Here is a 24,126-nt window from a genome sequence, read left to right as displayed (position 1 = left end):
GAGAGTCGCCATGAAATTTCGCTTACTGCCTTTGACGCTCCTCGCGGTGTTTGGCCTGGCCATTGCCGCCGAGCAGGACTACCCACTGGACGCCCCCGCACCGGACGGTCGACGCCCAGGCGGCACCATCACCCAGGAATTCACCCCACCGCCGCTCAAGGATGAAGAAAACAAGGACCTCAAGCGCGAGCGCAACTACCCCGAGCAGCCACCGACCATTCCGCACACAATTCGTGGTTACCAGGTCGACGCCAACAGCAATAAATGCCTGTCATGCCACAGCCGCGCCAACAGCGCGCGCACCCAGGCGCCGATGATCAGCATCACGCATTTCACGGATCGCGACAGCCAAACGTTGGGCACCGTCGCCCCTCGTCGCTATTTCTGCACCCAGTGCCATGTGGTGCAGCACGATGTGAAACCGCTGGTGCAGAACGACTTCGAGAACATCGACGAGTTGCTCTATCGCGAAAACCAACAGAACGAACAGTGAGGACGCCTGGATGAAGTCGATACTGTCGTTTCTCAAGAAATATTGGACAGTCCTGCGCCGCCCGAGCGTGCATTACAGCCTGGGCGCGCTGACGCTTGGCGGGTTCATTGCCGGCATCATTTTCTGGGGCGGATTCAATACCGCGTTGGAAGTGACCAACACCGAGGCGTTCTGCATTTCTTGCCACGAAATGGAAGACAACGTGTACATGGAGATCAAGGACACCATTCACTACACCAACCGCTCGGGCGTGCGCGCGACCTGCCCGGACTGCCACGTGCCGCATGAATGGACGGACAAGATCGCACGCAAGATGCAGGCTTCCAAAGAGGTCTGGGGCAAGATCTTCGGCACCATCAATACCCGCGAGAAATTCCTCGGCATGCGCCGTGAAATGGCCGAACGTGAATGGCGTCGCCTGAAAGCAAATGACTCGCTGGAATGCCGTAACTGCCACGACTTCGATTACATGGACTTCACACGGCAGTCAGCCCGCGCATCGCAGTTCCACTCCACTGCTCTAGCCAACGGCGAAGCCACCTGTATCGATTGCCACAAGGGCATCGCCCACCGGCTGCCAGACATGCATGGCGTGCCGGGCTGGTAAAACCCGATCCGGCGCGACCCCAAAGTCGCGCCGGCTCTGTTTCTCCACAGCTGCGCCCTTCCCCGCACCTGAACGACCGAGTTGCAGGCGAGTCGAACGACGGCTATCAATCGACGTTGCCATAACAAGGAGTCCTCCCATGCGCTATTGCCTGCTCGGCGCGCTGATGGCCGCCAGCGCCTTCGCTCAAGCCGAAATCCAGACCCAGGAAATTCCCTATACCGCCGCCGACGGCACCGAGATGATCGGCTATTACGCTTATGACGACGCCATCGAAGGCAAGCGCCCAGGGGTCGTGGTGGTGCATGAATGGTGGGGCCTCAACGACTACGCCAAAAGCCGCGCTCGAGATTTGGCCGAGCTAGGCTACAGCGCGCTGGCGATCGACATGTACGGCGAAGGCAAGAACACCGAGCATCCCAAGGACGCCATGAGTTTCATGCAGGCCGCCTTGGCCGATGCCGACGCAGCCAAGGGCCGCTTCAACGCCGGGCTGGACCTGCTCAAACAGCAACAGCAAACCGATGCCGCCAAACTCGCCGCGGTCGGCTACTGCTTTGGTGGCAAGGTAGTGCTGGATATGGCGCGCCAGGGAGCGCCGCTCGCAGGCGTCGTCAGCTTCCACGGCGCACTGGCCACACAAACCCGTGCCGTCCCTGGCAGCGTCAAAGCGCGCGTACTGGTCGAACACGGCAGCGAAGACAGCATGGTCAGCGCCGATGACGTGGCAGCGCTGAATGCCGAAATGGTCAAAGCCGGTGCCGACTACCGCTTCGTCAACCTGCCCGGCGCCAAACACGGCTTCACCAATCCAGGTGCCGACAAGTTTCAGGAAAAGGGTGTCGACGTGGCGTACAACAAGGCCGCCGATGAGCGCTCGTGGAAGGACATGCAGCGTTTTCTCGACGAGACGTTTGCCGATACCCGTCCCTAACTATCTGACTGAATCTGGTTGGGCATCGGTGCTCATGGTCTGGATTCTTCATGACGTAACAAAGTGGCCGCAGCCGACAACAGCCCTAGCAGCCAATCGGTCTGCGGAGAGCTGGGGTGAGGAGCTGGCGAACCTCGGCACCGGAAAAATCGCTCCCAAGCTATGTAACACCTGGCTTCGCTTCCTCAAAAAGACAAACACCCACAACAACCATTCGGTCCGCCCCCTCTCCCCTCCGGGGAGAGGGCTGGGGTGAGGGGCGGGCGAACCTCGTCGCCGAAAAACCGCCCCAGGCCGCGTAACCTCTGGCTCCGCGTCCTCAAAAAAACAAACACTCACAACAATCACTCGGTCTGCCCCCTCTCCCCTCCGGGGAGAGGGCTGGGGTGAGGGGCTGGCGAACCTCGCCGCCGGAGCCCTCGCTCGCCGCACCCTAAACCGATTGTCCAACAACGCATCGGAAAACCCGATTGCTCGATCACTTTGCCTCGTCCCAGCGCAGCCTCTGCCCATCTGCCGTGCTAGCATTACGGCCCGCCGCAAAAGCCCCCTCATTCCAGTCGATCGCGAGTCATGGCCGAACACGATTTCCGCTACAACCTGCTCAACCCTGCACACACCCTGACCGAATGCCGCGCCCTGGCACCGGGCCGCTATCAGGTCACGGGTAACGGCGGCAACATCCGCACGGGTGACGTGCTCATCGTCACGCTCAAAGGTAGTCGGGAGCTCTCCCAGCGCCTGACGGTCGACAAGGTTCGACACCTGATCAACCCGCCGGGCCAGTGGATGGCCGTGGCGAGCGGCCCGGTGTTTCGTGAACTGGCGATCGTCAACTGGCAGGTCGACTGCGACGCTTGCGGTAAACAGCTGGATTTCGAATTCGCCGTAGACGCAGCCAAAGGCGAATCCGCTCGCGCCCCGGAGGCGGAAGCACGGATCAGCGAATTGGGCTGGAAGAACGACGGCGGTCGACACCTGTGCCCCGCATGCCGGGAGTCCAAGCAATGAACAAGCTCATCATGGCCGGCCTTGCCATGTTGTCTGTCAGCGGTTGCTCAGTTGACCCGCTCACGCTGCAGCATGACGTCACCTACATCGCCGAATGGATCGGCGACGACCCCGTGGTAGGCCGCAACCCGGTCTCGCTGACCTTCAGCGAAGACCGCGCCTACGGCAACGCCGGCTGCAATCACTGGTTCGCCAACTACCAGCTCGACGATCAGCAGATCCGCTTCAGCGAAGTAGGCAGCACGCGCAAGATGTGCGCCGAGCACATCATGAAGCAGGAACAGCAATTCCTGGATTTGCTTTCCCGTGTTGAGCGCTGGGACGTATCCAAAATCGATCAGCTGCGCTTCTGGCCAGCTGAAGGCGCCCCGCTCCGCGTCTGGCCGGAACAGAACTGACTGCGCCACAAGTGGGCAAACTGCGCACAGCTGCACCCTATTTGCACGCAAACCGACATTCTCCCCCTTCGCGAAGTAAGGCTCGTAGGGCCGAACTTGTTCGGCCTGGGCAAATCCGCGGCCGAATAAATTCGGCCCTACAGGCCTGAACGCTTCAAAGACAGTCACGATAGGCCCGCCCTACGTTGCCATCAGCAACAGACCGCAACCGAACCCGAAACTGGCATATGCAATGCATAGGTTCATTCAGCCAATTTTGGGGACCTTGGTACAGGCAGGCCGGGGAATCCCCTCTTTTACAACCCAGACGAAGGGCCATTCAATGAATGGCCCTTTGGTTCTCAGCGATAGCTTTCGCAACGGAAGCTCAAGGGCCGAGCCCGGGGGATATCAAAGGTCGCGGCGCCACTCGCCGACTGCAGCTCGAAACACCGCTTCAGCGGTGCTGCAGCCAGACAGGAAGACAGCTCCGGCGCACCGAACCATGAGCTTTAATTGCAGAAAGTATCGCTGTGACGGAGCCGACCAGCGACGGCAAAGGCTAGAACAGACTCAGCTGCATGAAGTCGTTGCGCAAATCGATCAAACGGACCCCTACACCCATCAGCCGCACTGGCCGCTTGCCTCGGGCATAGGCGCCAGCGACGAGATCAGCGTAATCCTCCAGCTCGAGACCGGCGCCTGCCTGCTCGAAGGTCGTCTGGGTAAAGTCGTGAAATTTGAGTTTGACGAAGGGTTTGCCCGGCCGGTATCCACTGTCGAGCCGCGCCATCCGGCCGGCGAGTTCCTCAAGCAGTTCGGGCAATCGTTCCAGGCAGGCTGCGAGGTCCGGCAAGTCGCGCTCGTAGGTATTTTCCACGCTGACCGATTGGCGCCGTCTTTCAACTTTCACCAGGCGCTCGTCGACCCCATGCGCCAGTCCCCAGAGTCGTTCGCCGAACGAACCGAAATCCCGGACCAGATCCAGACGTCTCCAGGTGCGTAGATCCGCGCAGGTGTAGATGCCCAGTCGCTTGAGTTTTTCGGCCGTCACGCGACCGACGCCATGCAACTTGGCGACCGGCAGCGCCAGTACAAAGTCTTCCACCTGATCCGGGGTGATCACGAACAATCCGTCAGGCTTTTTCCAGTCGCTGGCGATCTTGGCGAGGAACTTGTTCGGCGCAACACCCGCCGACACCGTGATGCGCAGCTGCTGCCATACCCGGCGGCGAATATCCTGAGCAATACGGGTGGCACTGCCGGAGAAGTGTTCGCAGTCGCTGACGTCCAGAAAGGCCTCGTCGAGCGATAGGGGCTCGATAAGATCTGTATAGGTACGAAAGATCTCGTGGATCTCACGCGAGGCTTCCTTATAGGCGTCCATGCGGGGCCGAAGGATCAGCAAGTCCGGACAGAGCTTCAGCGCGTGCCCGGACGCCATCGCAGAGCGCACACCGTAGGCGCGTGCTTCGTAGTTGCAGGTGGCAATGACGCCACGCCGGTCGGCCAGCCCTCCTACAGCGATGGGCCGGTTCGCAAGACTGGGATCGTCACGCATCTCGATCGCCGCGTAGAAACAATCGCAATCGACGTGGATGATTTTGCGCAGCTTATTAACCAACTGGCCTGCCTTGACTTTGGACTGAATCGGCCCACATAAAAACGTGATCGATACCCATCGAACCCGCGACGAGGCCAGACTGAGCGGCGCCATTATCCATCATCCCGCGACCAGAGCGCTCAATCGATGCGAGCGAACAATCCTCCGTGCATCGAGTCGGAATTAGGGAGTAGGCCCAATCCACTACTGGAGACTTCTATGAAAACCACGCATCTTACCGCTGCCATCTTTGCCAGCTTTATCGCTACTAGCGCGATGGCCAACCAGGACGATATGCATGACAGCACGCACGGTGCCGCCGGTGACACCCACGGTAGCGCCATGAGCGAAAACCATCAGCGCGCCAACACCGCCAATGTCAATGAAGACGGTACGACTCTGGATGAAAAAATGAAGAAAGAGGTGCAAGACGATTGGCGCGAAGACGCCGAAGAGCGCCGTGACGCCGATGTGAGCAAACCGGAACAGCGTTGATTCGAGGCTCGTTAGAGTTCGAGGGGATAAGGCTGAACCAGAGCCTGGCCGTACCCCTCCACGAACTCCGTAGGCATCCGCTTGGGCTTGCCACTCGACATCTGAATGCAGACGAAGGTTGTCTGGGCCCGCAACAGGGTCGTGCCGTCCGTCGGCCTGACCAATTGGAAGTTACGCTTCATCTTCAAACGCTGATCGGAATCGACGATCCAGGTTGCCAACTGCAGGCGATCACCCAGATAAGCCGCTGCCAGATAATCGATCTCATGCCTGAGCACCGCCATTGCACGATCCAGCCGACGGTAATCTTCTACCCCCAAGCCCAGACTCTGAGAATGCTGCCAGGCGCTCTGCTCCAACCAGGAAACGTACACGGCATTATTAGCATGGCCCAATTCGTCGATATGGTCGGTCTCGACTGCGATGTCGATTATGAACGCGTCGGCTTGATCCCAGATCATGCATCCTCCTCGCTGTGCTGTGCGCCGTCAGACGCTAATGCTGCTATTGGAAGCTAGACGCTGATGGATGTCACGCCTGTGCAGAACGTCTATGACGGACCATTCAGCACAGCGAGCCGTTTCATCTTGATGAAGGGGACCGCGTGCCCACTTTCAATGCGCCCAAAACAAAAAGGGCCACTTCGTGAGAAATGACCCTTTGGCGCCCAAAACGGGCAATAAAAATGGCGTCCCCTAGGGGACTCGAACCCCTGTTACCGCCGTGAAAGGGCGGTGTCCTAGGCCACTAGACGAAGGGGACGAAACCTTCGAACGATCCGGCGAATGCCGAAACGCGTGGAAATGGTGGAGCTAGACGGGATCGAACCGTCGACCTCTTGCATGCCATGCAAGCGCTCTCCCAGCTGAGCTATAGCCCCAGATTTAACGTCTCCCGACTTGCGATGCTTGCGCAGCGCTGCTGGTATATGGCGTCCCCTAGGGGACTCGAACCCCTGTTACCGCCGTGAAAGGGCGGTGTCCTAGGCCACTAGACGAAGGGGACAAAACCTTCTGACGCGACCCGCTGTTTGGCGTGTCGGTGGCAATCATTGTCCGAGATTGGTGGAGCTAGACGGGATCGAACCGTCGACCTCTTGCATGCCATGCAAGCGCTCTCCCAGCTGAGCTATAGCCCCATCTCGAGGACGGGGCGCATATTAGGGGCGACCCTGCACAGTGTCAACGAAATTTTTAACTGTTCGACGAAGAAATTCGACATGAGAACAATTACTTACCGCCGACGGATGGCGCGTCTCAAATTTTTTGCGAGCAAGCTCGCTCCCACAGAAAGCTGTGCTGCCTACCGCAGGTGCCGGCTAGTTCACGAAGCGTTAAAACCGCTCAATCAATCGCCGCCAACAGCTTCTCCCACTCCTTCACTTCTTTCTTCGACGCCCCGCCAAGCAACTCCAGCGCTTGGCGCAGGCGGAAGCGCGTCAGGTCAGGCCCGAGGATTTCCATGGCGTCGAGCACCGAGACCGAACTGGCTTGGCCGGTGATCGAGGCGAACATCAGCGGCATCACGTCGCGCAGCTTCAGTTCCAGGTGCGCAGCGACCGCCTGGATGACCTCGGTGATGCGCTCCTTGTCCCACTGGCGCAGCGCTTCGAGCTTCCAGAGCGTCAGTTGCAACACTTGGCGCACCCGGGTTTCGTCCAGCTTCTTGTGAGCGAATAGCGACGGATCAAGGTTCAGCGCACCAGAGAAGAAGAAACCGGCCAGCGGCGCGATCTGGCTGAAGGTCTCCACCCTGCCCTGCACGTGCGGTGCGATCTTCATTAGGTACTCGGGGTTCAGCGCCCATTGCTGCACCTGGCTGGCGAAGGCCTCTACGCTCAACTCGCGTATCCACTGACCGTTGAGCCAGGACAGTTTCTCCACATCGAAGATCGGCCCGCCCAGAGACACGCGGTTGATGTCGAAGTGCTCGATCATTTCCGCCAGGGTGAATTTCTCGCGCTCATCGGGCATCGACCAGCCCATGCGGCCCAGGTAGTTGAGCATCGCCTCGGGCAGGAAGCCCATGCGCTCGTAGAAGGTCACCGAGGTAGGGTTCTTGCGCTTGGACAGCTTGCTCTTGTCGGGATTGCGCAGCAGCGGCATATAGCACAGCTGCGGCTGTTCCCAGCCGAAGTATTCGTAGAGTTTGATCAGCTTGGGTGCCGACGGAAGCCATTCCTCGCCGCGTAGCACGTGGGTGATGCCCATCAGATGATCATCGACGACGTTGGCGAGAAAGTAGGTCGGCAGACCATCGGCCTTCATTAGCACCTGCATGTCCATGCGGTCCCAACCGATCTCGACGGTGCCGCGCAGCATGTCCTGCACCTGGCAAACGCCTTCGCTGGGCACCTTCATGCGGATCACGTGAGACTCGCCAGCGGCGACGCGCTGCTGCGCCTCTTGCGGGGCGATGTGCATGCAATGGCCGTCGTAGCGCGGGGTTTCCTTGTTGGCCATCTGCTCTGCACGCACCTGATCCAGGCGTTCGGCGCTGCAGAAGCACGGGAAGGCATGGCCCTTGGCGACCAGTTCGTCCGAGTATTTCTTGTAGATCTCGCCGCGCTCGCTCTGCCGGTACGGGCCATGCGGGCCACCAACGTCAGGGCCTTCGTCCCACTCAATACCCAGCCAACGTAGTGCGTCGTAAATCTGCTGTTCGGATTCGCGGGTCGAGCGCAGCTGGTCGGTATCCTCGATGCGCAGGATGAACTGACCACCGTGCTGGCGGGCGAAACAGAGGTTGAACAGCGCGATATAGGCAGTGCCGACGTGCGGGTCGCCAGTGGGAGATGGCGCGATGCGGGTGCGAACGGTGGTCATGAAAGATCTCGAACGAACGTAAATCGAAGGGACGAATGGTAACAGGCACGCCGTAAGACGCTCCAGTTCGGATGGAATCGCCGAAGGCGCTTCCATCGTTTACCGCGAATTGGACACATCCGCCTGCACACATGAAGCTTGATCCGTGACCGTCGGATTACGCCGTCGGCTAATGCAACTACTTGGCCGCGCGTTTCGACCGTTGCAACTTCCAAGCTCTCGTCCTACACCTGCAGCAACCGCTCACGCAGCTTGTGTATTTCGTCGCGCGTCTGCGCGGCGGCCTCGAACTCCAAGTCGCGTGCATAGGCAAGCATCTTTTCTTCCAGCTGTCGGATGCGCTTGGTGATCTCGCTAGGCGAACGCAGCTCGTTTTCGTAACGCGCCGCCTCCTCTGCCGCCTTAGCCTCGCCGCGGCGCTTCTTGCTGCGCGAGCCCGGCACGGTGGCCCCTTCGAGGATGTCCTGCACATCTTTGAACACCCCCTTGGGCACGATGCCGTGAGCCTCGTTGAAGGCGATCTGCTTGTTGCGCCGGCGCTCAGTTTCGTCGATGGCGCGCTGCATCGAGCCGGTCACGTTGTCGGCGTAGAGAATCGCCCGGCCGTTGAGGTTGCGCGCCGCACGGCCGATGGTCTGGATCAGTGAACGCTCGGAACGCAGAAAGCCCTCCTTGTCCGCATCAAGAATCGCCACCAGCGAGACCTCGGGCATGTCCAGCCCCTCACGCAGCAGGTTGATGCCTACCAGCACGTCGAACACGCCCAAGCGCAGATCGCGAATGATCTCGACTCGCTCCACGGTGTCGATATCCGAGTGCAGATAGCGCACCCGCACGCCGTGGTCGCCTAGATAGTCGGTCAGGTCCTCGGCCATGCGCTTGGTAAGCGTGGTAACTAGCACGCGCTCTTCCTTGGCAACGCACTTGGTGATCTCCGATAGCAGATCATCGACCTGAGTCAGCGCCGGTCGTATTTCGATTTGCGGATCGACCAGTCCCGTAGGCCTCACCACCTGCTCGACCACGCGCCCGGCGTGCTCAGCTTCGTAAGGCCCCGGCGTGGCCGAAACGAAGATAGTCTGCGGGCTGATCGCCTCCCACTCGTCGAAGCGCATGGGCCGGTTGTCTAGTGCCGACGGCAGGCGGAAGCCGTACTCCACCAGGGTTTCCTTGCGCGAGCGGTCGCCTTTGTACATGGCGCCGACCTGCGGCACGCTGACGTGAGATTCGTCGATTACTAGCAGCGCATCGGCCGGCAAATAGTCGTACAGCGTTGGCGGCGCCTCGCCGCTGTCGCGCCCCGAGAGGTAGCGTGAGTAGTTCTCGATGCCATTGCAGTAACCCAGCTCCATGATCATTTCCAAATCGAAGCGGGTGCGCTGCTCCAGGCGCTGTGCCTCCACCAGCTTGTTCTGACTGCGCAGGTAGTCCAGCCGGTCCTTGAGTTCGACCTTTATCTTTTCCACCGCTTCCAGCAAGGTTTCGCGCGGCGTCACATAGTGGCTCTTGGGGTAGAAGGTGAAGCGCGGCAGCTTGCGGATGACTTCGCCGGTCAGCGGATCGAAGGCCGACAGGCTTTCCACTTCGTCGTCGAACAGCTCGATGCGCACCGCTTCCAAGTCGGATTCGGCTGGGAAGATATCGATTACGTCACCGCGCACGCGGAAGGTCGCACGGGCGAAATCCATGTCGTTGCGGGTATATTGCAGACCGGTCAGACGACGCAACAACTCACGCTGATCGAGCCGGTCGCCGCGGTCCACGTGCAGCACCATCTTCAGATACGACTGCGGATCGCCCAGGCCGTAGATGCAGGAAACCGTGGTGACGATGATCGCATCCTTGCGCTCCAGCAGCGCCTTGGTCGCCGACAGGCGCATCTGCTCGATATGGTCGTTGATCGAGGCATCCTTCTCGATGAAGGTATCCGACGACGGCACATAGGCCTCAGGCTGGTAGTAGTCGTAGTAGGAAACGAAATACTCCACCGCGTTGCGTGGGAAGAACGCCTTGAACTCGCCATAGAGCTGCGCCGCCAGCGTCTTGTTCGGCGCCAGCACCAGGGTCGGACGCTGCACATGAGCGATCACGTTGGCGATGCTGAACGTCTTGCCCGAGCCCGTCACGCCCAGCAGCGTCTGATGCGACAACCCGGCCTCGATGCCCTCGATCATCTGCCGAATGGCTTCGGGCTGATCACCGGCGGGTTTGAAACGGGTGACCAGTTCAAATTGCGACATAACGACCTCTGGAGTTGCGGACCGGCTGAAGCGCCGATTGTGACAGTTCACGCGCTGGCGGTAGCGATGCCTGGCGAAACCCTGCGCTGTCGAAGGGCGGCCAATTCTGTCAGAAAAACCGCACCGGCATCTCGCGACCGAGGACCGGTGCGGCTATACTCTGGCCCCGTTTGCGCACCACCCTCAGCGCGAAGCGAGGGTGTGCTGTATCACTCACCTTCTTCTCTTCGAGCCTCCCCACCATGAGTTTGTTCTCTGCTGTCGAAATGGCGCCGCGCGATCCGATTCTCGGCCTCAATGAAGCCTTCAACGCCGACACGCGGCTGAACAAGGTCAACCTGGGAGTTGGCGTCTATTACAACGAAGAAGGCCGCATTCCTCTGTTGCGCGCAGTTGCCGCTGCAGAAATGGCACGCCTGGAGCTGAACGCACCGCGCGGTTACCTGCCTATCGAAGGGATCGCCAGCTATGACATGGCGGTTCAGGGACTGCTGTTCGGCGCGGATTCGGCGCTGGTGGCCGACGGCCGTGTAGTGACCAGCCAAGCCCTGGGCGGCACCGGCGCACTGAAGATCGGCGCCGACTTCCTCAAGCGCATCCTGCCAGACGCTGTGGTCGCCATCAGCAACCCCAGCTGGGAAAATCATCGCGCCCTGTTCGAATCTGCCGGTTTCGCCGTACAGAACTACGCTTATTACGATGCCGCCACTCATGGCGTCGACCGCGCAGCCATGCTCGAGGACCTGAAGAATCTTCCGCCCCGCTCCATCGTCGTGCTGCACGCCTGCTGCCACAACCCCACCGGCGTCGACCTGCTGCCCGAAGACTGGAAGCAGGTACTGGAAGTGCTGCGTACCAAGGATCACGTGCCCTTCATCGACATCGCCTACCAGGGCTTCGGTGACGGCATCGAAGAAGACGCCGCCGCCGTGCGCCTGTTCGCCGAATCCGGCATGACTTTTTTCGTGTCCAGCTCGTTCTCCAAGTCCTTCTCGCTGTATGGCGAGCGCGTCGGCGCACTGTCGATGGTCACCCAGAGCCGCGAAGAGTCGGCCCGCGTGCTGTCACAAATCAAGCGCGTGATTCGCACCAACTACTCCAACCCGCCGACTCACGGCGCCACCGTGGTTTCCGCCGTGCTCAACAACGCGGAACTGCGTGCCATGTGGGAAGCCGAGCTAGGCGAGATGCGCATCCGCATTCGCGAAATGCGCCTGACCATGGTCCGCCAGTTGGCCGAGAAAGGCGCCAAACAGGACTTCAGCTTCGTCGCCAAGCAACGCGGCATGTTCTCCTACTCCGGGCTGACTGCCGCTCAGGTCGAGCGCCTGCGCGTCGAGTTCGGCGTCTACGCCATCGGCACCGGACGCATCTGCGCGGCCGCGCTGAACCACAACAATCTGGACCACGTCACCGACGCCATCGTGCAGGTGATCTGAGCCGACACAGGGTTGACTTCCCCTTCATAAACAGTAGGATACGCACCGCAGTTCCGCGATAGCTCAGTCGGTAGAGCAAATGACTGTTAATCATTGGGTCCCTGGTTCGAGTCCAGGTCGCGGAGCCACATTTAAAACCCAGCCTAAGCGCTGGGTTTTTTATTGTCTGCTGACTCTCACCAGGGACTACATCCCAGGTTATTCGGCAAGCCTCACCCCTTCGGGGCCGCGTAACAACGCGCTCTGGAGCGTCCCGCCCTGCTATAGCAGGTAAGATGGCGACCTCCCTCATCGCATACAGCACGCGTATGTCCTATTCCGTATCACCCATTGGTTTCGTCCGCTCCTGCTTCAAGGAAAAATTCGCCATTCCGCGGCAACCGCAACTGGCGCCTGCCGCACGCGGCGTTCTCGAATTGTTGCCGCCATTCGACCAGGCCCATGCGCTCGAGGGCCTCGAACAGGTCAGTCACGTCTGGCTGCTATTCCTTTTCCATCAAGCGCTGGAAGCCGAGCCACGTCTACGGGTACGCCCGCCGCGACTGGGTGGGAATCGAATGGTGGGCGTCTTCTCGACCCGCGCGACGCACCGCCCGAATGGGATTGGACAATCAGTGGTCAGGCTGGACGGGATCGCACCTGGCCGTCTTCAGCTGTCGGGAATCGATCTGCTGGACGGCACGCCAGTGCTGGATATCAAACCTTACGTGCCGTATGCCGATGCAATCACCAATGCTCACAACGGCTTGGCTGCCGATGCGCCGGAGCCGATAACCGTGCGCTGGACCGAGGCGAGTCTGCAACAGGCCCGTAGCGAAGCCCTACGGTTGGGCGAGCCGCTGCAGGAATTGATCGAACAATGCCTGGCGCAGGACCCGCGACCGGCTTATCAGACGCCATTACCGACGCGTCGTTACGGCACGCGCCTGTGGGATGTCGATGTGCGCTGGCACTACCCTGATCCGGAATCCATCACCGTATTGGAAGTGACACGGATACCGCGCTAGGGCCTTTTCCCGCTCTCCGTAGGGCCGAATTCGTTCGGCCGCAGGTTCGCGAAGGCCGAACAAGTTCGGCCCTACGGCTCCCTCGAAAGCACAGCAAAACGGGAATATCCCCTCGGTTTGCCCGACGCTACTGGCGCGCCGGGGTGAGCAATAGCCGTTGGGTGCCGTAGACCTTATCCAGATTCTCGGACTTGAAGGGGAAGCTCATGTACCCGCCTTTCAGCCAGGCCTCGATGCCGTCTGCATAGTGCGCGCTGGCCGGATTACCTGACTGACCGGAGCTGTTAAGCCCAATCATCGGTTCGTCGCGTCCGAAATCGACGATGATGCGCATGGCCGGAATCAGCCAGGTATCGAAGTTGTCGCCCCAGCGATAAGCCGATACGTTCAGGGTGCTGTGATCGCCCCCCGCCGCGAACGGGCCGCGGTCGAGATAGTTGGCGATGGCGTTGATCCCAGCACGCTGACTGGCCGACATGTACGGCGCCAGCTGTGTGGTCCCGGTTTGCCAGGTGTAGCTATGCAAGCCACCCCAGCGCCAGGCACCGCGATCCGCCCCCTGCACGGCTTCCATGCGCTTGGTTGCCGCTGCCAAGGAGCGCGCCAGGATGGTGGGCTTGTCCTCTTTCTGCGGCGTGCTCAGGTCATCCCAGAAAGGGCTGTCGTCGCGACCGAGCAGGTGGTCCGCCTGCGCCGAGTAGGATGTGTTGGCGATATCCACCAATCCCTTCCATGCGGCACTGGTGTCCGGCCCCAGTTCGTCGAGGAAGGTCTGTCGCGCCGACTCCATCAGGAAGGCGGCATACAATGCAGCGTCGGCGGAGTCTGGTGCGAGCTTGCCATCGAACCTCAGAAGGCTTGAAAGCGCCTCGCGCGCCCTGTCCCCCTCAGCTGCGGCGAGCGTATCGATGGCGGTTTTCAGCGACTCGGCCATTCCCGGCGCCTTCAGCATCGTTTGCAGCTTGGCGACAAAGGGCGTGGTCTGGTCGTATTGCATGGCGATTGCACTGCGGCTGTCCTGTTTGCCCTGAGCAAGCAGCTCGGCAATGCGCTCGCCACGTTCCGGGTAAAACCAGGAGCTGGACAACTGCATGCCGTAGCCTTTAGCGACGGTGCGCTGATTGGCAGTCGCCAGCCAGCCTTGCGACGGGTCCTGATCATAGGGGTGCAGCATAGGATCAGCGAAGCCATCCCAGTCGTAGCGGCCCTCCCAGCCTGGTGACGGCATCAGACCCAGCCCTTCGCGACGATTGGGATAGCGTCCAGTCACTTGCCAGCCGGTGCTCTGCTCATCGGCAAAAACGATATTGAGTGCCGCGGCACGGATTTCACGAGCCGCCTCGAACGCTTGATCCACCGATTGCGCACGAGTCAGGTCGAAAAACGCATCCAGCGACCGATCGCCTTCGAACGGCGTGGTTTTCAGCGCAAGCCCGTAACCGCTACTCAGCTGCAAAGGTTGCAACGGATGCTTGCGCTCGCCCAGTACGCTGTTCAGCAATGGGCCGTTACGGGTCTCGTAAACCGTCTCGCGCTGCGGCCGTCCACCTTTGACGAAAAAAGTCTCGTGGCGCTCTCGAGCAGGCACCCATTTACCATCGGCGAGATAAAGCAGGCGGCCTCCCTCACGGCGTACCTGCTCCAGAAACAGATCTTGGTTATCTCCCATGACCATCGTCATGCCCCAACCGAGCTTGCCGTTGAAGCCCGCGACCACGGCGGGTACGCCTGCGATCGTCACCCCGGCGGCCTGGAATTTAGGCGAACGGATCTGCACGAAATTCCAGTAAGAGGGCAACGACAACGGCAGGTGTGTGTCATTGGCCATCAGCGGTTTGCCGCTGCGGGTGTTGCTGCCGGATACAGCCCAATTGTTCGAAGCAGCGACACCCAGCATGTTCAGTGAGGCAACCTGAGAAGCGGCATTATCGAGCGCAGCAAGTCCCGGTATATCTCCACTCAACTTGAGCCCCTTGAGCTTCTGAGCCTCTTCGAATGGCAGCGGCTCGTCAGGATAGACGGGCATCAGCCAGGCGAGCTTGTCGGCACCGACTTTCTGCGCCATGACCAGCGACGCGATTTCTTCCTGCAGATTCACCGCCAGGCCGAAATTCAGCAGGCAGAACACCAGCACCGAATCTTCGGCCTTCCAGTACTCCGGAACATACCCGGCGGCAGCCAGATCCATCGGCAGCTTGTCGCGATGGCGGAACAGATATGCATTGACGCCTCGGGCATAGACTTCGAAGAAACGCTTCATGCGCGGCGATGCATCGCGATAGAGCACGGCAGCGCTTTTCCGGAGATCGACGGCGCGCATGAAGCGATCGATATCCAGCACACCAGGCCCAGCCATCTCTGCAAGCCGCCCTTCAGCGATGAGACGCAAGCTGACCATCTGGCTCAAGCGATCGGTGGCATGTACATAACCCAGGCCGAACAACGCATCGTGGAACGTCGCCGTCTCGATCAACGGCATTCCCAGCGTGTTGCGTCGAATGCTTACGCTCTTGTCCAGACCGGTAATTGCCTGGACGCCCTGCGCTGGCGGCAGGCTGTCACTGTAGCGACTGTCCAGGTAGGCCTGGCAACCGCTGAGGCCGCCAGTAATCAATGCAGCGCCCAGAGTCAGGCGAACCAAAACGAACGGCAGACGCAGAGACATGATGGCTCCTTGCAGGCAGGGCATGAGGATTAGACAGGATAGAGGATGCGATGCGTTATGCCGCACTCAGGCGGCTTCGCGAGCTTTCGGCAAGACGTCGTCGAGCAACCAGCGAGCGGACCGGCGAGCTGCCGCCTTGTGCTGCAGTTCGAGCGCACTGAAGTTGGCTTCGTGACGACGGCGCTCGGTTTTGTCCAGGGCTTTCCAGGCGGTGTGCGTGGGCACCTGTTCGGTTGCCTCGAAGAGCGTCTGAAAGACCTGGCAGCGCGGATCCTGGCTAAGGTTCGAATCGTAATTGTCCAGCAGAACCTTGATCCGAATCGCGCCTTCGATCAGCGGAACCTGCTCGTCGAGCAGGCTGCCGGCGAGCACGCGCAGATCGGCCGCAAGCGCTGCATGCTGCTGCGCATGCTGGTCCGCGAGTTGTTGCTCTCTGCGCCAGACTCTGCGCCACAAATGCAAGGCGTATCCGGCCAGCGCCACAACCAGCAGCAAGCCGGAAACGAGCAGCGCAATGACGAGGGGCGTCATCAGCGGGTCAGGCTCCGTGGCACTTCTTGAACTTTTTCTGGCTGCCGCAGGGGCAAGGATCGTTGCGGCCGACATCCTTCAACGGATTGCGTACCGGATCATGACTATGGTTGCAGTGCGGGCCGTGAACATGAGGTGCATGGTCATGCTCGTGATCGTGATTGCAATCGGGACCGTGCACATGGGTTTCGTGGTTCATGAGGTGTCGCTACTCCGGGATAAAGTTGCCGGGGATTATCTCGCCATTGGTGGAGATGTGCACGCGCCGCCCGAGCATCAAGCCAGTTTTCAGCTCACCATCCAGACGATAGGCAATCGGCCGGTCCGGCTTCTCGAGCAACCGCACGATGTACTTCATGTGACGCCAGAGATTGGTGTGAATGGGCACTTCGTAATAGTCGAAGCCATGACCGGGCACCGTCGTCCAACCGCTGGACTCGCCGCTCGCCAGCTCGATGTCGTTGAGATGAACTCTATAGATCAGGCCACGTACAGGCAGGCTCTGCTCATTGGGATTGTCGATGCGGAAACGCAGCATGAACTGCTGCTCGAGGAGTCTCGCCTTGATGATCTCGACATCGGTGAGCTGAACCCGAGGATCTTTGAAATCGCCGCTGAACCAGGTCGAACATCCCGCAAGGCCGGACAGCAGACCCAGCAAAACCACTGCTCTCGATATTCTTCTTATAAGTGAGTGGCAAAGCATTCAGGTACTCCAAAGGACGGCCAAGTGTAGCAAGCGGCAGATCAGCTGCAATGGGTGTATGGCGAAATTAGCATGTCCCTGCTACGTCTTTGCTACTCCTGCCGCTGCCATGGAACCGTCGCGCTCTGCTCACCTTTCGGCCTCCCCCAGGAACGCTGCTGCGTCTGCGATAAATCAACCAGCAAGTGCTCGCGCAAGCACCGCCCGCGTCTTGACTATCCCTTCCGCCAGCGCTGCTTCGATTTCAGCCATTGTGATCACACCGGTGGTTTTGCCGGCGGCCGGATTGACCACCAGTGCGAGGCAGGCATATGGCAGCTCAAGCTCGCGAGCGAGCACCGCTTCGGGCATGCCGGTCATTCCGACGATATCGCACCCGTCGCGCTCCATTCGGGCGATTTCGGCCACTGTCTCCAGTCTTGGACCTTGAGTGCAGCCGTAAACGCCATGACTGCTGAACAGATAGCCCTCGGCAGCCAGACCGGCAATCAGACGCTGACGCAGCGGTTCGTCGTAGGGGTAGCTGAAATCGACATGGGTAACATGCTCGACGTCACCCTCGAAGAAGGTGTGCTCACGCCCATAGGTGTAATCAATGAGCTGATGCGGCACACACAGGTGGCCCGACCCCATCGCCGAATGGATGCCGCCAACGGCGTTAACCGCGACGATTGCCTGCGCTCCGGCGCGTTTGAGGGCCCAAAGGTTGGCGCGATAGTTCACCTGATGCGGCGGGATGCGGTGCGGATGACCATGGCGCGCCAGAAAGAGTATTTCTCGCCCAGCATATTCCCCACGCAGAATTTCTGCTGACGGCGGGCCGTAGGGCGTTTCCATGGGTACAGCTTCATGCAGGCTGAGCCCCGGCAGCTCGGTGAGCCCGGTGCCGCCGATAATGGCGTGGACAGTCATCTTTGTTTCCTTGGTCAAACGATCAATTCGGCTGCTTTGAGCGTGGCAATCGATGCGCGCCAACGCGGATCCTGCTTGTATTCCAGCGAGTCTGAAACACGGCTGCGCATCTTCGCCAGCATCGACGACGGTTGCGTGCCAAGACGCTGCAGCGCCGACAGTGCCAGTTCAGCGGCACCCCTGTCGTTACACACCAGTCCCATGTCGCAGCCCGCCGCAAGCGCAGCTTCGATGCGGCTCGCCGCATCACCCGCGACATGCGCACCGGCCATCGACAGATCATCGCTGAAAATCACGCCCTGGAAGCCCAGCTCTTTGCGCAAGATGTCCTGGAGCCACCGCTGAGAGAAACCAGCCGGTTTGTCGTCTACCTGTGGATAGATCACATGAGCGGGCATTACCGCATCCAGTTCGCCGGCTAGCCGCCGGAACGGAATCAAGTCACGCTGGCGAAGCGCCTCCAGCCCTCGCTCATCGACCGGGATCGCCACGTGCGAATCGGCCTCGGCCCACCCATGGCCAGGAAAATGCTTGCCTGTGGCTGCCATTCCAGCGCTGTGCATACCCTTGATGAACGCGCCCGCAAGCTCGGTAGCGCGCTGCGGATCGCCCTCGAAAGCGCGCGAACCAACCACTGCGCTGCGCTGATGATCGAGGTCGAGCACTGGCGCGAAGCTAAAATCCAGCCCAACCGCCAACACTTCGGTAGCCATCACCCAACCACAGATTTCCGCCAATTTCGGTGCATCAGCGAGCGACGCGAATTCGCGCATCGCCGGCAGGCGAACAAAGTCACGCCGCAGCCGCTGGACGCGTCCGCCCTCCTGATCGACCGCAAGCAAAATATCAGGCCGCACAGCTCGAATCGCACGGCAGAGTCCCTCCACCTGACGCGGGTTTTCGATATTGCGCGCGAACAAAATCAAGCCGCCTACTTCCGGCTGGCGCAGCAACTGGCGATCCTCGGCGGTCAGCCAAGTGCCGGCGATGTCCAGCATCAATGAACCTTGCATGATAGTGAGCAGATCCTTAATTCAGCGTTGCGCTCGACCAATCGGGGCATGCCGCTTCGCCTATCTGTACGGCACAACCAACCGGCACCCGCGGGAAGAGATCGAGCAAGTCGGCATTGCGTAGCCTGATGCAGCCATGAGAGAGCGGCACACCCATGGGCTCTGAATCAGGTGTGCCATGCAAATAGATGTATCGACGGAAGGTATCGACAGCGCCCATCCGGTTGTATCCAGGCTCGCAACCGCTGAGCCAAAGAATACGGGTCAGTATCCAATCGCGCCCCACGTAGCGATCATGCAGTTCCGAACTCCAGACCTCGCCCGTCCAACGGCGGCCACGTAGGACAGCGCCAGTCGGCAATCCTTCGCCGATGCGCGCGCGCACCCGGTGAAGGCCACGCGGCGTACAACCGGAACCGTTGCGTTCCCCCGCACCGTTAAGAGCGGTCGACACAGGAAGCCGGAGGCACAGCCTGCCTTCGGAAAATCCGTAGAGCAGCTGGTCGGCAATCGAGATATGGAGTAAATCGAGATCAGACATTGGCGGCAAGCTTAGCCGATCATTCCCAAACCGTGTAGCTCAACCCTTGGCCGGCATTGCCAATGCATTGCGACGGGCAATGGCGTGAGCCTGCGCCAGGTCGGGATCGTCCACGCCGGAGTCGGCTCGCATACCGGCCGCTAGAAACGGGACCATCATCCGCATGACTTGCTCGATGGACGTTCTGGCACCGAAGTCGTTCTCGGCGATCGCCCTCAGGGCCTTGATACCCGACATGCTGAACGCCGCTGCGCCGAGCATGAAATGTACGCGCCAGAATAGTTCGATCGGCGGAATCGAAGGAGCAGCTTCATGCACTCGCATCATGTAACGACGGAAGACCTTGCCATACATGTCCTCGAGATATCGCCGCAGGTGGCCCTGGCTCTGGCTGAAGGACAGGCCCAACAGGCGCATGAAGATCGACAGGTCGTCGCCGCTGCGTGGCGTCACCGCCAGCGCCTGCTCGACGAGAATCTCCAGCAGCTCTTCGAGGCTTTCCTTTCTGTCCGATTGAGCCTCACGCCTGTCCAGCTCGCGTTCGAGACTCACACAGAACGGGCCGAGAAAACGCGAGAAGACCGCCTGAATCAAGGCCTTCTTCGAACCGAAGTGGTAGTTCACCGCAGCCAGATTCACCCCGGCCTTACTGGTGATAAGACGAAGCGAAGTCTCGGCGAAGCCTTTCTCAGCGAATAACTGTTCCGCTGCGTCAAGAATACGCTCCACTGTTTCAGACTGCGCCATGCCCCCTCCTCCGACAAACACTTGTTTGAAACTTACGTTTCAGCCCACCCCAAGTCAACCATCGAAACGCCTGAACGCTTTCGCTTTCAACCAAAGTTAGCGGCACGCTCGCTCAGCTCCCGCCAAACAACAATTGCCAAGCATCAAGCACTGTATATAATCCCAGCCACTGTATAAAAGAACAGAGACGCTCATGATCAAGCTGACCCCTCGCCAGTCGGAAATTCTTTCGTTCATCAAGCGCTGCCTGGAAGACAACGGCTATCCGCCTACGCGAGCCGAGATCGCTCAAGAGCTGGGCTTCAAATCGCCCAATGCTGCCGAAGAGCATCTGAAAGCGCTGAACAAAAAAGGCGCTATCGAGATGACGCCCGGCGCGTCGCGCGGGATACGTATTCCCGGCTTCGAACCCGCAGCAGAGGAAAGCGGCTTGCCTATCATTGGTCGCGTCGCCGCCGGTGCGCCCATCCTGGCTCAGCAACATATAGAAGAATCCTGCCAAATCAACCCGGCATTCTTTCATCCGAAAGCTGATTACCTGTTGCGCGTGCACGGCATGAGCATGCGAGACATCGGCATCTTCGACGGGGACCTGCTGGCCGTCCATACCACACGCGAGGCGCGCAACGGTCAGGTCGTTGTGGCCCGCATCGATGATGAGGTCACGGTGAAGCGTTTCAAGCGCGAGGGCGACAAGGTTTTGCTGCTGGCCGAAAACCCCGAATTTGCTCCGATCGAAATCGATCTTGAGCAACAGGAACTGGTGATCGAAGGTTTAAGTGTTGGCGTGATACGCCGCTAACAAGAATGCAGGCGAGGTAAGCAAGGCGCAACGATTTACGAGCAAGACACAGCACAAGCAGCGAGCGTAGCTGGCAAACAGTCCGGGATTGACCGGGCTCGCTTACGAGCTGATTGTTCGAAAGGCGCCTGAAGCTGTTTACGACGTATCGGCAACGCAGGCAGCTCAACAGCTGCCAAGGAGAGGTTCATGCAGTACCAACCGCAGCCCACCACAGGCAAACCACCACAGCTTTCCTTGTTCGAAGGCCTGATTGCACATCGTTTGATGCCAATCCAGGAAGTCGTCCGCAGCACGTCGAAAGAGGCCGATGACAGCCTGAGCGAAATGACCCTGAGCGGCGATAGTGGCCACTGTCGCCTGTTGCTGGCCTCCATTCTTCGCGATCTCAGTGAGGCCCCCGATACGCGCTGGCTGACACTGATTGCGCCACCCGCATCGCTTTCCCAAAGCTGGTTGCGAGATACCGGACTCAACCGCGACCGCATTTTGTTGTTGCAGGCCCGAGAAACCCAGGGCGCACTTGACCTGGCATGCAAGGCGCTCATGTCAGGTTGCAGCCATACGGTCATCACCTGGCTGCCACGCCTCGACAAAACTGGTCGGCTAAAACTTCGCACGGCAGCGGACCAAGGCAGCGCGCGAAGCTTGAATATACGTTTGGGAAATTGACCGCCTGCTCGGCATATGGAAGTGCCGAAACCCGCCCAGCCGCGATGGCAACCAGGCAGCCTTCAATGAAGTACGCGCGGCCCCTCCTCTTCCTCCCGCTCGAACTCCCCTTCCGATACTCGTCCCGCCATCTGCACGCCGACATTGAACATCGCCTTGGCGATTTCGACATGCTGACCTTGCAGGAACATCTTGGCATCGTCGGAAAAATCCAGCGTGACCAAAACACCTTCGTCCTCAGCACGACGCAATACGATGGTACCGTCGGGTAGCTCGACGATTTCCAGAAACGATGTTGGCATGAGTCTGCTCCCCGTGAAACGGCGCATTGTAGCAGCCGACCGGCTAGTCGGCTGCCCTTGGCTTTTCTACGTGAGAACCCCTGCCATGCTCATCATGTTAGCGGTGGGCTTAAAGCACGTGCGCCGTCGATCAACGACGCAATAGATGCTCTGCTGGCGAACAAGCGTTTCTATGTGCTGCTCGCTAAATAGCCTGCATGAGTTGAAGGGCACCCCGAGCTTGAGACAGGCCCCAGAGTCCCGTCAGTTGCTTGCGCATGACACCGAACAAGGCTTGGATTTTCTTCTTGCCACGCTTCTGCAACGCCTCGTAGAACGCCCTGGCGTTGGGGTCATGGCGCACCGCAGACAAGGCAGGCAAGTAAAGCGTACTTCGCAGGTAGACATCGCCTGCTTTGCTCAGCCGTCAGGGTTTGTTGACGCTGGTATCGCCGGAAGTCTAGCGCAGTGTAGCGACTGTCCTGAGGGCCTTCAGCTCCTTGCGCAGCACACAACAGAGGTCTCCACGGGTTCACCTCCGCTGAATTGTGCGCAACAATCGTCACCGGCTCCAGACCCCGTACTTCTTACCGCTTAATGCGAAGTTCACCAGATCACTCAATGTGTCGCCAGGATGGAACCGCCTCCCGGTGACGCTCTGGATTATCGTCAATTGACGATGGGGACAACATACAAGGATGGAACTTACAGAAGTCCAGACACGGACAGCCCTAGCCGCTTCAAGGACTCAGGATGAGCACAAGAACCTTACTTTGGACAGCATTGGCAATGCTCGCATTCGCTGGCAATTCGCTGCTTTGCCGCGCCGCATTGCGTGACAGCCAGATCGATCCTTCAAGCTTTACCGCGCTACGCCTGCTGGCCGGGGCCCTCGTGCTATGGCTATTGCTACGGCTGCGTAACGGCCCTTCGGCTGCAGCCGGCGGCTGGTACGGGGCCCTCGCGCTCTTTGTCTATGCTGCGGCTTTCTCGTATGCCTATTTGCACCTCGATGCAGGCGCCGGTGCTTTACTGCTGTTCGGTGCCGTGCAGCTGAGCATGATTGTCTGGGGTCTCATCACAGGAGAGCGGCTATCCCGCCTGCAGTTCACCGGGCTGGCGCTGGCCGCAGGAGGACTGGTCACGATACTTCTACCCGGCGCGAGCATGCCGCCTCTATCGGCTTCGTTGCTGATGGTAATTTCAGGTGTCGCCTGGGCAGCCTATTCGCTGCTTGGAAAAGGCGAGCCCGATCCACTGGCCGCCACCGCTGGGAATTTCATTCGCAGCCTGCCGCTCATGGCCGTGCTTTGTCTGCTGGCTTTGGGTGGGCTCGAATGGGACCGCGCAGGAGTTATATACGCCTTGTTATCCGGTGGGCTGACATCCGGTGTCGGCTACGCGATCTGGTATGCCGCGCTACCTAGCCTTACGGCTATCCAGGGCGCCAGCGTGCAGCTGAGTGTGCCGCTTATCACTGCGCTTGCGGGCAGCTTGCTGCTCGGGGAAACGCTAACCGTCCAACTCTTGAGTGCCGGCGTTGCAATCCTGGGCGGCATCGCTCTGGTCCTGCGGGTCAAGCACAACACATGAAGCAACCCCGGAAAGCCGCATATGGCTTTCCGTTCACCACTCGGTGAGCGATTCGCGGAAGCGCAAGGCCAGATCCTTCAAATTGCCCCGCCAGGATTCCACATCCGCACGCGCCAATTCCGGGATTTCTTCGCTCACGCTGACCGCCTCGATCAGCGGCACGGTTGGGTCGGTCTTGCTCTTGGCCGGTGCGCGTGGCGGCTCGAATAGCGCGGCATGAGCCTGCAACAATTGCGCAAGCCAGGTTTCGGAGTGCTCGGCCAGCTCGCTCAGCTCTGCAAGTTCTGGACTGGGAGAGGGATCGGTCGTCGGGCGCACCAACAGCGATTCAACATGCGGCGCGCTCGCTCCAGGGAGACGGTAGTAACCGGCAATCTCATGGCAAAGGCCCAGCAGCGCGCCGTACAGATGAAAAAGACTGGCCTCTCGCTCTGCCTGGATCACCCCTGGAGCATTCAGCGCGCCATGTTCTTCTGCCCGCCGCCAGTTCTCGAGAGCGAGCCCGGCGAAGTAGATTTTCTGATTGGTTCGGGTATACAGCTCATGAGCCATGACGGGTCGCCCTCGTAGGTCAGCGTCAAGAAAGTTGCAGGCGTCCCCACCTGCCTCCATCGAGGCTATGCAGCTGCCTA

At 59.9% G+C, this 24,126-nt stretch carries 26 protein-coding genes and 5 tRNA genes; 12 read left to right on the top strand and 19 right to left on the bottom strand.

The genetic code is table 11. The features are described from left to right. Positions 1-10 precede the first annotated feature (10 nt). The 5 genes from NA647_RS05980 to NA647_RS05960 all read left to right on the top strand — a co-directional run bounded on the left by NA647_RS05980 (position 11) and on the right by NA647_RS05960 (position 3,443). Positions 11-493: a nitrate reductase cytochrome c-type subunit gene (locus NA647_RS05980; RefSeq protein WP_256056856.1), complete on the top strand. Its 483-nt coding sequence runs from the start codon at positions 11-13 to the stop codon at positions 491-493. A gap of 10 nt (positions 494-503) precedes the next feature. Continuing rightward, positions 504-1,100: a cytochrome c3 family protein gene (locus NA647_RS05975; RefSeq protein ID WP_131648361.1), complete on the top strand. Its 597-nt coding sequence runs from the start codon at positions 504-506 to the stop codon at positions 1,098-1,100. Between the two features lie 139 nt (positions 1,101-1,239). Next, positions 1,240-2,034 (top strand): dienelactone hydrolase family protein, encoded by a 795-nt coding sequence (locus tag NA647_RS05970; RefSeq protein WP_256056855.1) that lies wholly within the window; start codon positions 1,240-1,242, stop codon positions 2,032-2,034. Between the two features lie 573 nt (positions 2,035-2,607). Next, on the top strand, positions 2,608-3,045 hold the full coding sequence (locus NA647_RS05965) for a hypothetical protein (RefSeq protein ID WP_256056854.1): 438 nt from the start codon (positions 2,608-2,610) through the stop codon (positions 3,043-3,045). Next, the gene (locus NA647_RS05960) at positions 3,042-3,443 is read left to right on the top strand and encodes an META domain-containing protein (RefSeq protein WP_256056853.1); all 402 of its coding nucleotides are present in this window, start codon (positions 3,042-3,044) and stop codon (positions 3,441-3,443) included. Before NA647_RS05965 ends, NA647_RS05960 begins: the two co-directional genes overlap by 4 nt. A gap of 541 nt (positions 3,444-3,984) precedes the next feature. On the opposite strand, the gene dinB is transcribed toward NA647_RS05960, so the two are convergent. Further along, complete coding sequence (gene dinB / locus NA647_RS05955) at positions 3,985-5,046, bottom strand: DNA polymerase IV (protein ID WP_256056852.1); 1,062 nt, start codon at positions 5,044-5,046, stop codon at positions 3,985-3,987. Between the two features lie 198 nt (positions 5,047-5,244). Between dinB and NA647_RS05950 the strand changes: the two genes are divergently transcribed. After that, complete coding sequence (locus tag NA647_RS05950) at positions 5,245-5,520, top strand: hypothetical protein (RefSeq protein WP_256056851.1); 276 nt, start codon at positions 5,245-5,247, stop codon at positions 5,518-5,520. Positions 5,521-5,531: 11 nt separating this feature from the next. Here NA647_RS05950 and NA647_RS05945 read toward each other — a convergent pair whose 3' ends face one another. The 7 genes from NA647_RS05945 to uvrB form a co-directional block, all read right to left on the bottom strand. After that, entirely contained in the window at positions 5,532-5,981 is a 450-nt protein-coding gene (locus NA647_RS05945) for an acyl-CoA thioesterase (RefSeq protein WP_256056850.1), read from the bottom strand. A gap of 225 nt (positions 5,982-6,206) precedes the next feature. Then, positions 6,207-6,282: transfer RNA gene (locus NA647_RS05940), tRNA-Glu, on the bottom strand. A gap of 42 nt (positions 6,283-6,324) precedes the next feature. Then, a tRNA-Ala gene (locus NA647_RS05935) sits at positions 6,325-6,400 on the bottom strand. A gap of 49 nt (positions 6,401-6,449) precedes the next feature. Further along, positions 6,450-6,525 (bottom strand) — tRNA-Glu (locus NA647_RS05930). A gap of 57 nt (positions 6,526-6,582) precedes the next feature. Continuing rightward, positions 6,583-6,658 (bottom strand) — tRNA-Ala (locus NA647_RS05925). 205 nt (positions 6,659-6,863) lie between these two features. Next, on the bottom strand, positions 6,864-8,345 hold the full coding sequence (gene gltX, locus NA647_RS05920; RefSeq protein WP_256056849.1) for a glutamate--tRNA ligase: 1,482 nt from the start codon (positions 8,343-8,345) through the stop codon (positions 6,864-6,866). A 224-nt stretch (positions 8,346-8,569) separates the two neighbouring features. Next, the gene (gene uvrB / locus NA647_RS05915) at positions 8,570-10,585 is read right to left on the bottom strand and encodes an excinuclease ABC subunit UvrB (RefSeq protein WP_256056848.1); all 2,016 of its coding nucleotides are present in this window, start codon (positions 10,583-10,585) and stop codon (positions 8,570-8,572) included. Positions 10,586-10,827: 242 nt separating this feature from the next. Here uvrB and NA647_RS05910 point away from each other — a divergent pair, with 242 nt between their 5' ends. The 3 genes from NA647_RS05910 to tsaA all read left to right on the top strand — a co-directional run bounded on the left by NA647_RS05910 (position 10,828) and on the right by tsaA (position 13,031). Continuing rightward, positions 10,828-12,024 (top strand): amino acid aminotransferase, encoded by a 1,197-nt coding sequence (locus NA647_RS05910; protein WP_256056847.1) that lies wholly within the window; start codon positions 10,828-10,830, stop codon positions 12,022-12,024. A gap of 52 nt (positions 12,025-12,076) precedes the next feature. Beyond that, a tRNA-Asn gene (locus tag NA647_RS05905) sits at positions 12,077-12,152 on the top strand. Positions 12,153-12,332: 180 nt separating this feature from the next. Beyond that, positions 12,333-13,031, top strand: coding sequence for a tRNA (N6-threonylcarbamoyladenosine(37)-N6)-methyltransferase TrmO (gene tsaA / locus NA647_RS05900; RefSeq protein WP_256056846.1), 699 nt, complete (start codon positions 12,333-12,335; stop codon positions 13,029-13,031). Between the two features lie 127 nt (positions 13,032-13,158). On the opposite strand, the gene NA647_RS05895 is transcribed toward tsaA, so the two are convergent. The 8 genes from NA647_RS05895 to NA647_RS05860 form a co-directional block, all read right to left on the bottom strand. Next, positions 13,159-15,696, bottom strand: coding sequence for a penicillin acylase family protein (locus NA647_RS05895; protein ID WP_256056845.1), 2,538 nt, complete (start codon positions 15,694-15,696; stop codon positions 13,159-13,161). 66 nt (positions 15,697-15,762) lie between these two features. After that, positions 15,763-16,227, bottom strand: coding sequence for a DUF2489 domain-containing protein (locus NA647_RS05890; RefSeq protein WP_256056844.1), 465 nt, complete (start codon positions 16,225-16,227; stop codon positions 15,763-15,765). Positions 16,228-16,234: 7 nt separating this feature from the next. Next, positions 16,235-16,426, bottom strand: a complete 192-nt coding sequence (locus NA647_RS05885; RefSeq protein WP_256050171.1) for an SEC-C metal-binding domain-containing protein — start codon at positions 16,424-16,426, stop codon at positions 16,235-16,237. A gap of 9 nt (positions 16,427-16,435) precedes the next feature. Next, entirely contained in the window at positions 16,436-16,933 is a 498-nt protein-coding gene (locus tag NA647_RS05880) for an LEA type 2 family protein (protein ID WP_131648348.1), read from the bottom strand. Positions 16,934-17,107: 174 nt separating this feature from the next. Next, positions 17,108-17,845: an S-methyl-5'-thioinosine phosphorylase gene (locus NA647_RS05875; RefSeq protein ID WP_256056843.1), complete on the bottom strand. Its 738-nt coding sequence runs from the start codon at positions 17,843-17,845 to the stop codon at positions 17,108-17,110. Positions 17,846-17,859: 14 nt separating this feature from the next. Continuing rightward, positions 17,860-18,858: a beta-N-acetylhexosaminidase gene (nagZ, locus tag NA647_RS05870; protein WP_256056842.1), complete on the bottom strand. Its 999-nt coding sequence runs from the start codon at positions 18,856-18,858 to the stop codon at positions 17,860-17,862. Between the two features lie 16 nt (positions 18,859-18,874). Then, entirely contained in the window at positions 18,875-19,399 is a 525-nt protein-coding gene (locus tag NA647_RS05865; protein WP_256056841.1) for a L,D-transpeptidase, read from the bottom strand. Between the two features lie 39 nt (positions 19,400-19,438). Beyond that, entirely contained in the window at positions 19,439-20,146 is a 708-nt protein-coding gene (locus tag NA647_RS05860; RefSeq protein ID WP_256050168.1) for a TetR/AcrR family transcriptional regulator, read from the bottom strand. A 193-nt stretch (positions 20,147-20,339) separates the two neighbouring features. Between NA647_RS05860 and lexA the strand changes: the two genes are divergently transcribed. After that, entirely contained in the window at positions 20,340-20,948 is a 609-nt protein-coding gene (gene lexA, locus NA647_RS05855; protein WP_256056840.1) for a transcriptional repressor LexA, read from the top strand. A 189-nt stretch (positions 20,949-21,137) separates the two neighbouring features. Next, positions 21,138-21,620 (top strand): SOS-induced cell division inhibitor SulA, encoded by a 483-nt coding sequence (gene sulA / locus NA647_RS05850; RefSeq protein WP_256056839.1) that lies wholly within the window; start codon positions 21,138-21,140, stop codon positions 21,618-21,620. A gap of 62 nt (positions 21,621-21,682) precedes the next feature. Here the strand turns inward: sulA and NA647_RS05845 are convergent, their stop codons facing one another. Continuing rightward, on the bottom strand, positions 21,683-21,922 hold the full coding sequence (locus tag NA647_RS05845; protein WP_256056838.1) for a hypothetical protein: 240 nt from the start codon (positions 21,920-21,922) through the stop codon (positions 21,683-21,685). 184 nt (positions 21,923-22,106) lie between these two features. Beyond that, on the bottom strand, positions 22,107-22,325 hold the full coding sequence (locus NA647_RS19685; RefSeq protein ID WP_423836461.1) for a transposase: 219 nt from the start codon (positions 22,323-22,325) through the stop codon (positions 22,107-22,109). A gap of 329 nt (positions 22,326-22,654) precedes the next feature. On the opposite strand from NA647_RS19685, the gene NA647_RS05835 reads away from it, so the two are divergent. Next, complete coding sequence (locus NA647_RS05835) at positions 22,655-23,494, top strand: DMT family transporter (RefSeq protein WP_256056837.1); 840 nt, start codon at positions 22,655-22,657, stop codon at positions 23,492-23,494. A gap of 33 nt (positions 23,495-23,527) precedes the next feature. Here the strand turns inward: NA647_RS05835 and NA647_RS05830 are convergent, their stop codons facing one another. Further along, positions 23,528-24,046 carry a DUF6586 family protein gene (locus NA647_RS05830; protein WP_256056836.1) on the bottom strand — a complete coding sequence of 173 codons (519 nt, stop codon included), beginning with the start codon at positions 24,044-24,046 and terminating at the stop codon, positions 23,528-23,530. Between the last annotated feature and the right edge of the window lie 80 nt (positions 24,047-24,126).

Source organism: Stutzerimonas stutzeri (assembly GCF_024448985.1).
Classification (GTDB): Bacteria; Pseudomonadota; Gammaproteobacteria; order Pseudomonadales; family Pseudomonadaceae; genus Stutzerimonas; species Stutzerimonas stutzeri_AP.
The sequence above is the reverse complement of the archived record's forward strand: the minus strand, read 5'-3'. Positions and strand labels throughout refer to the sequence as shown.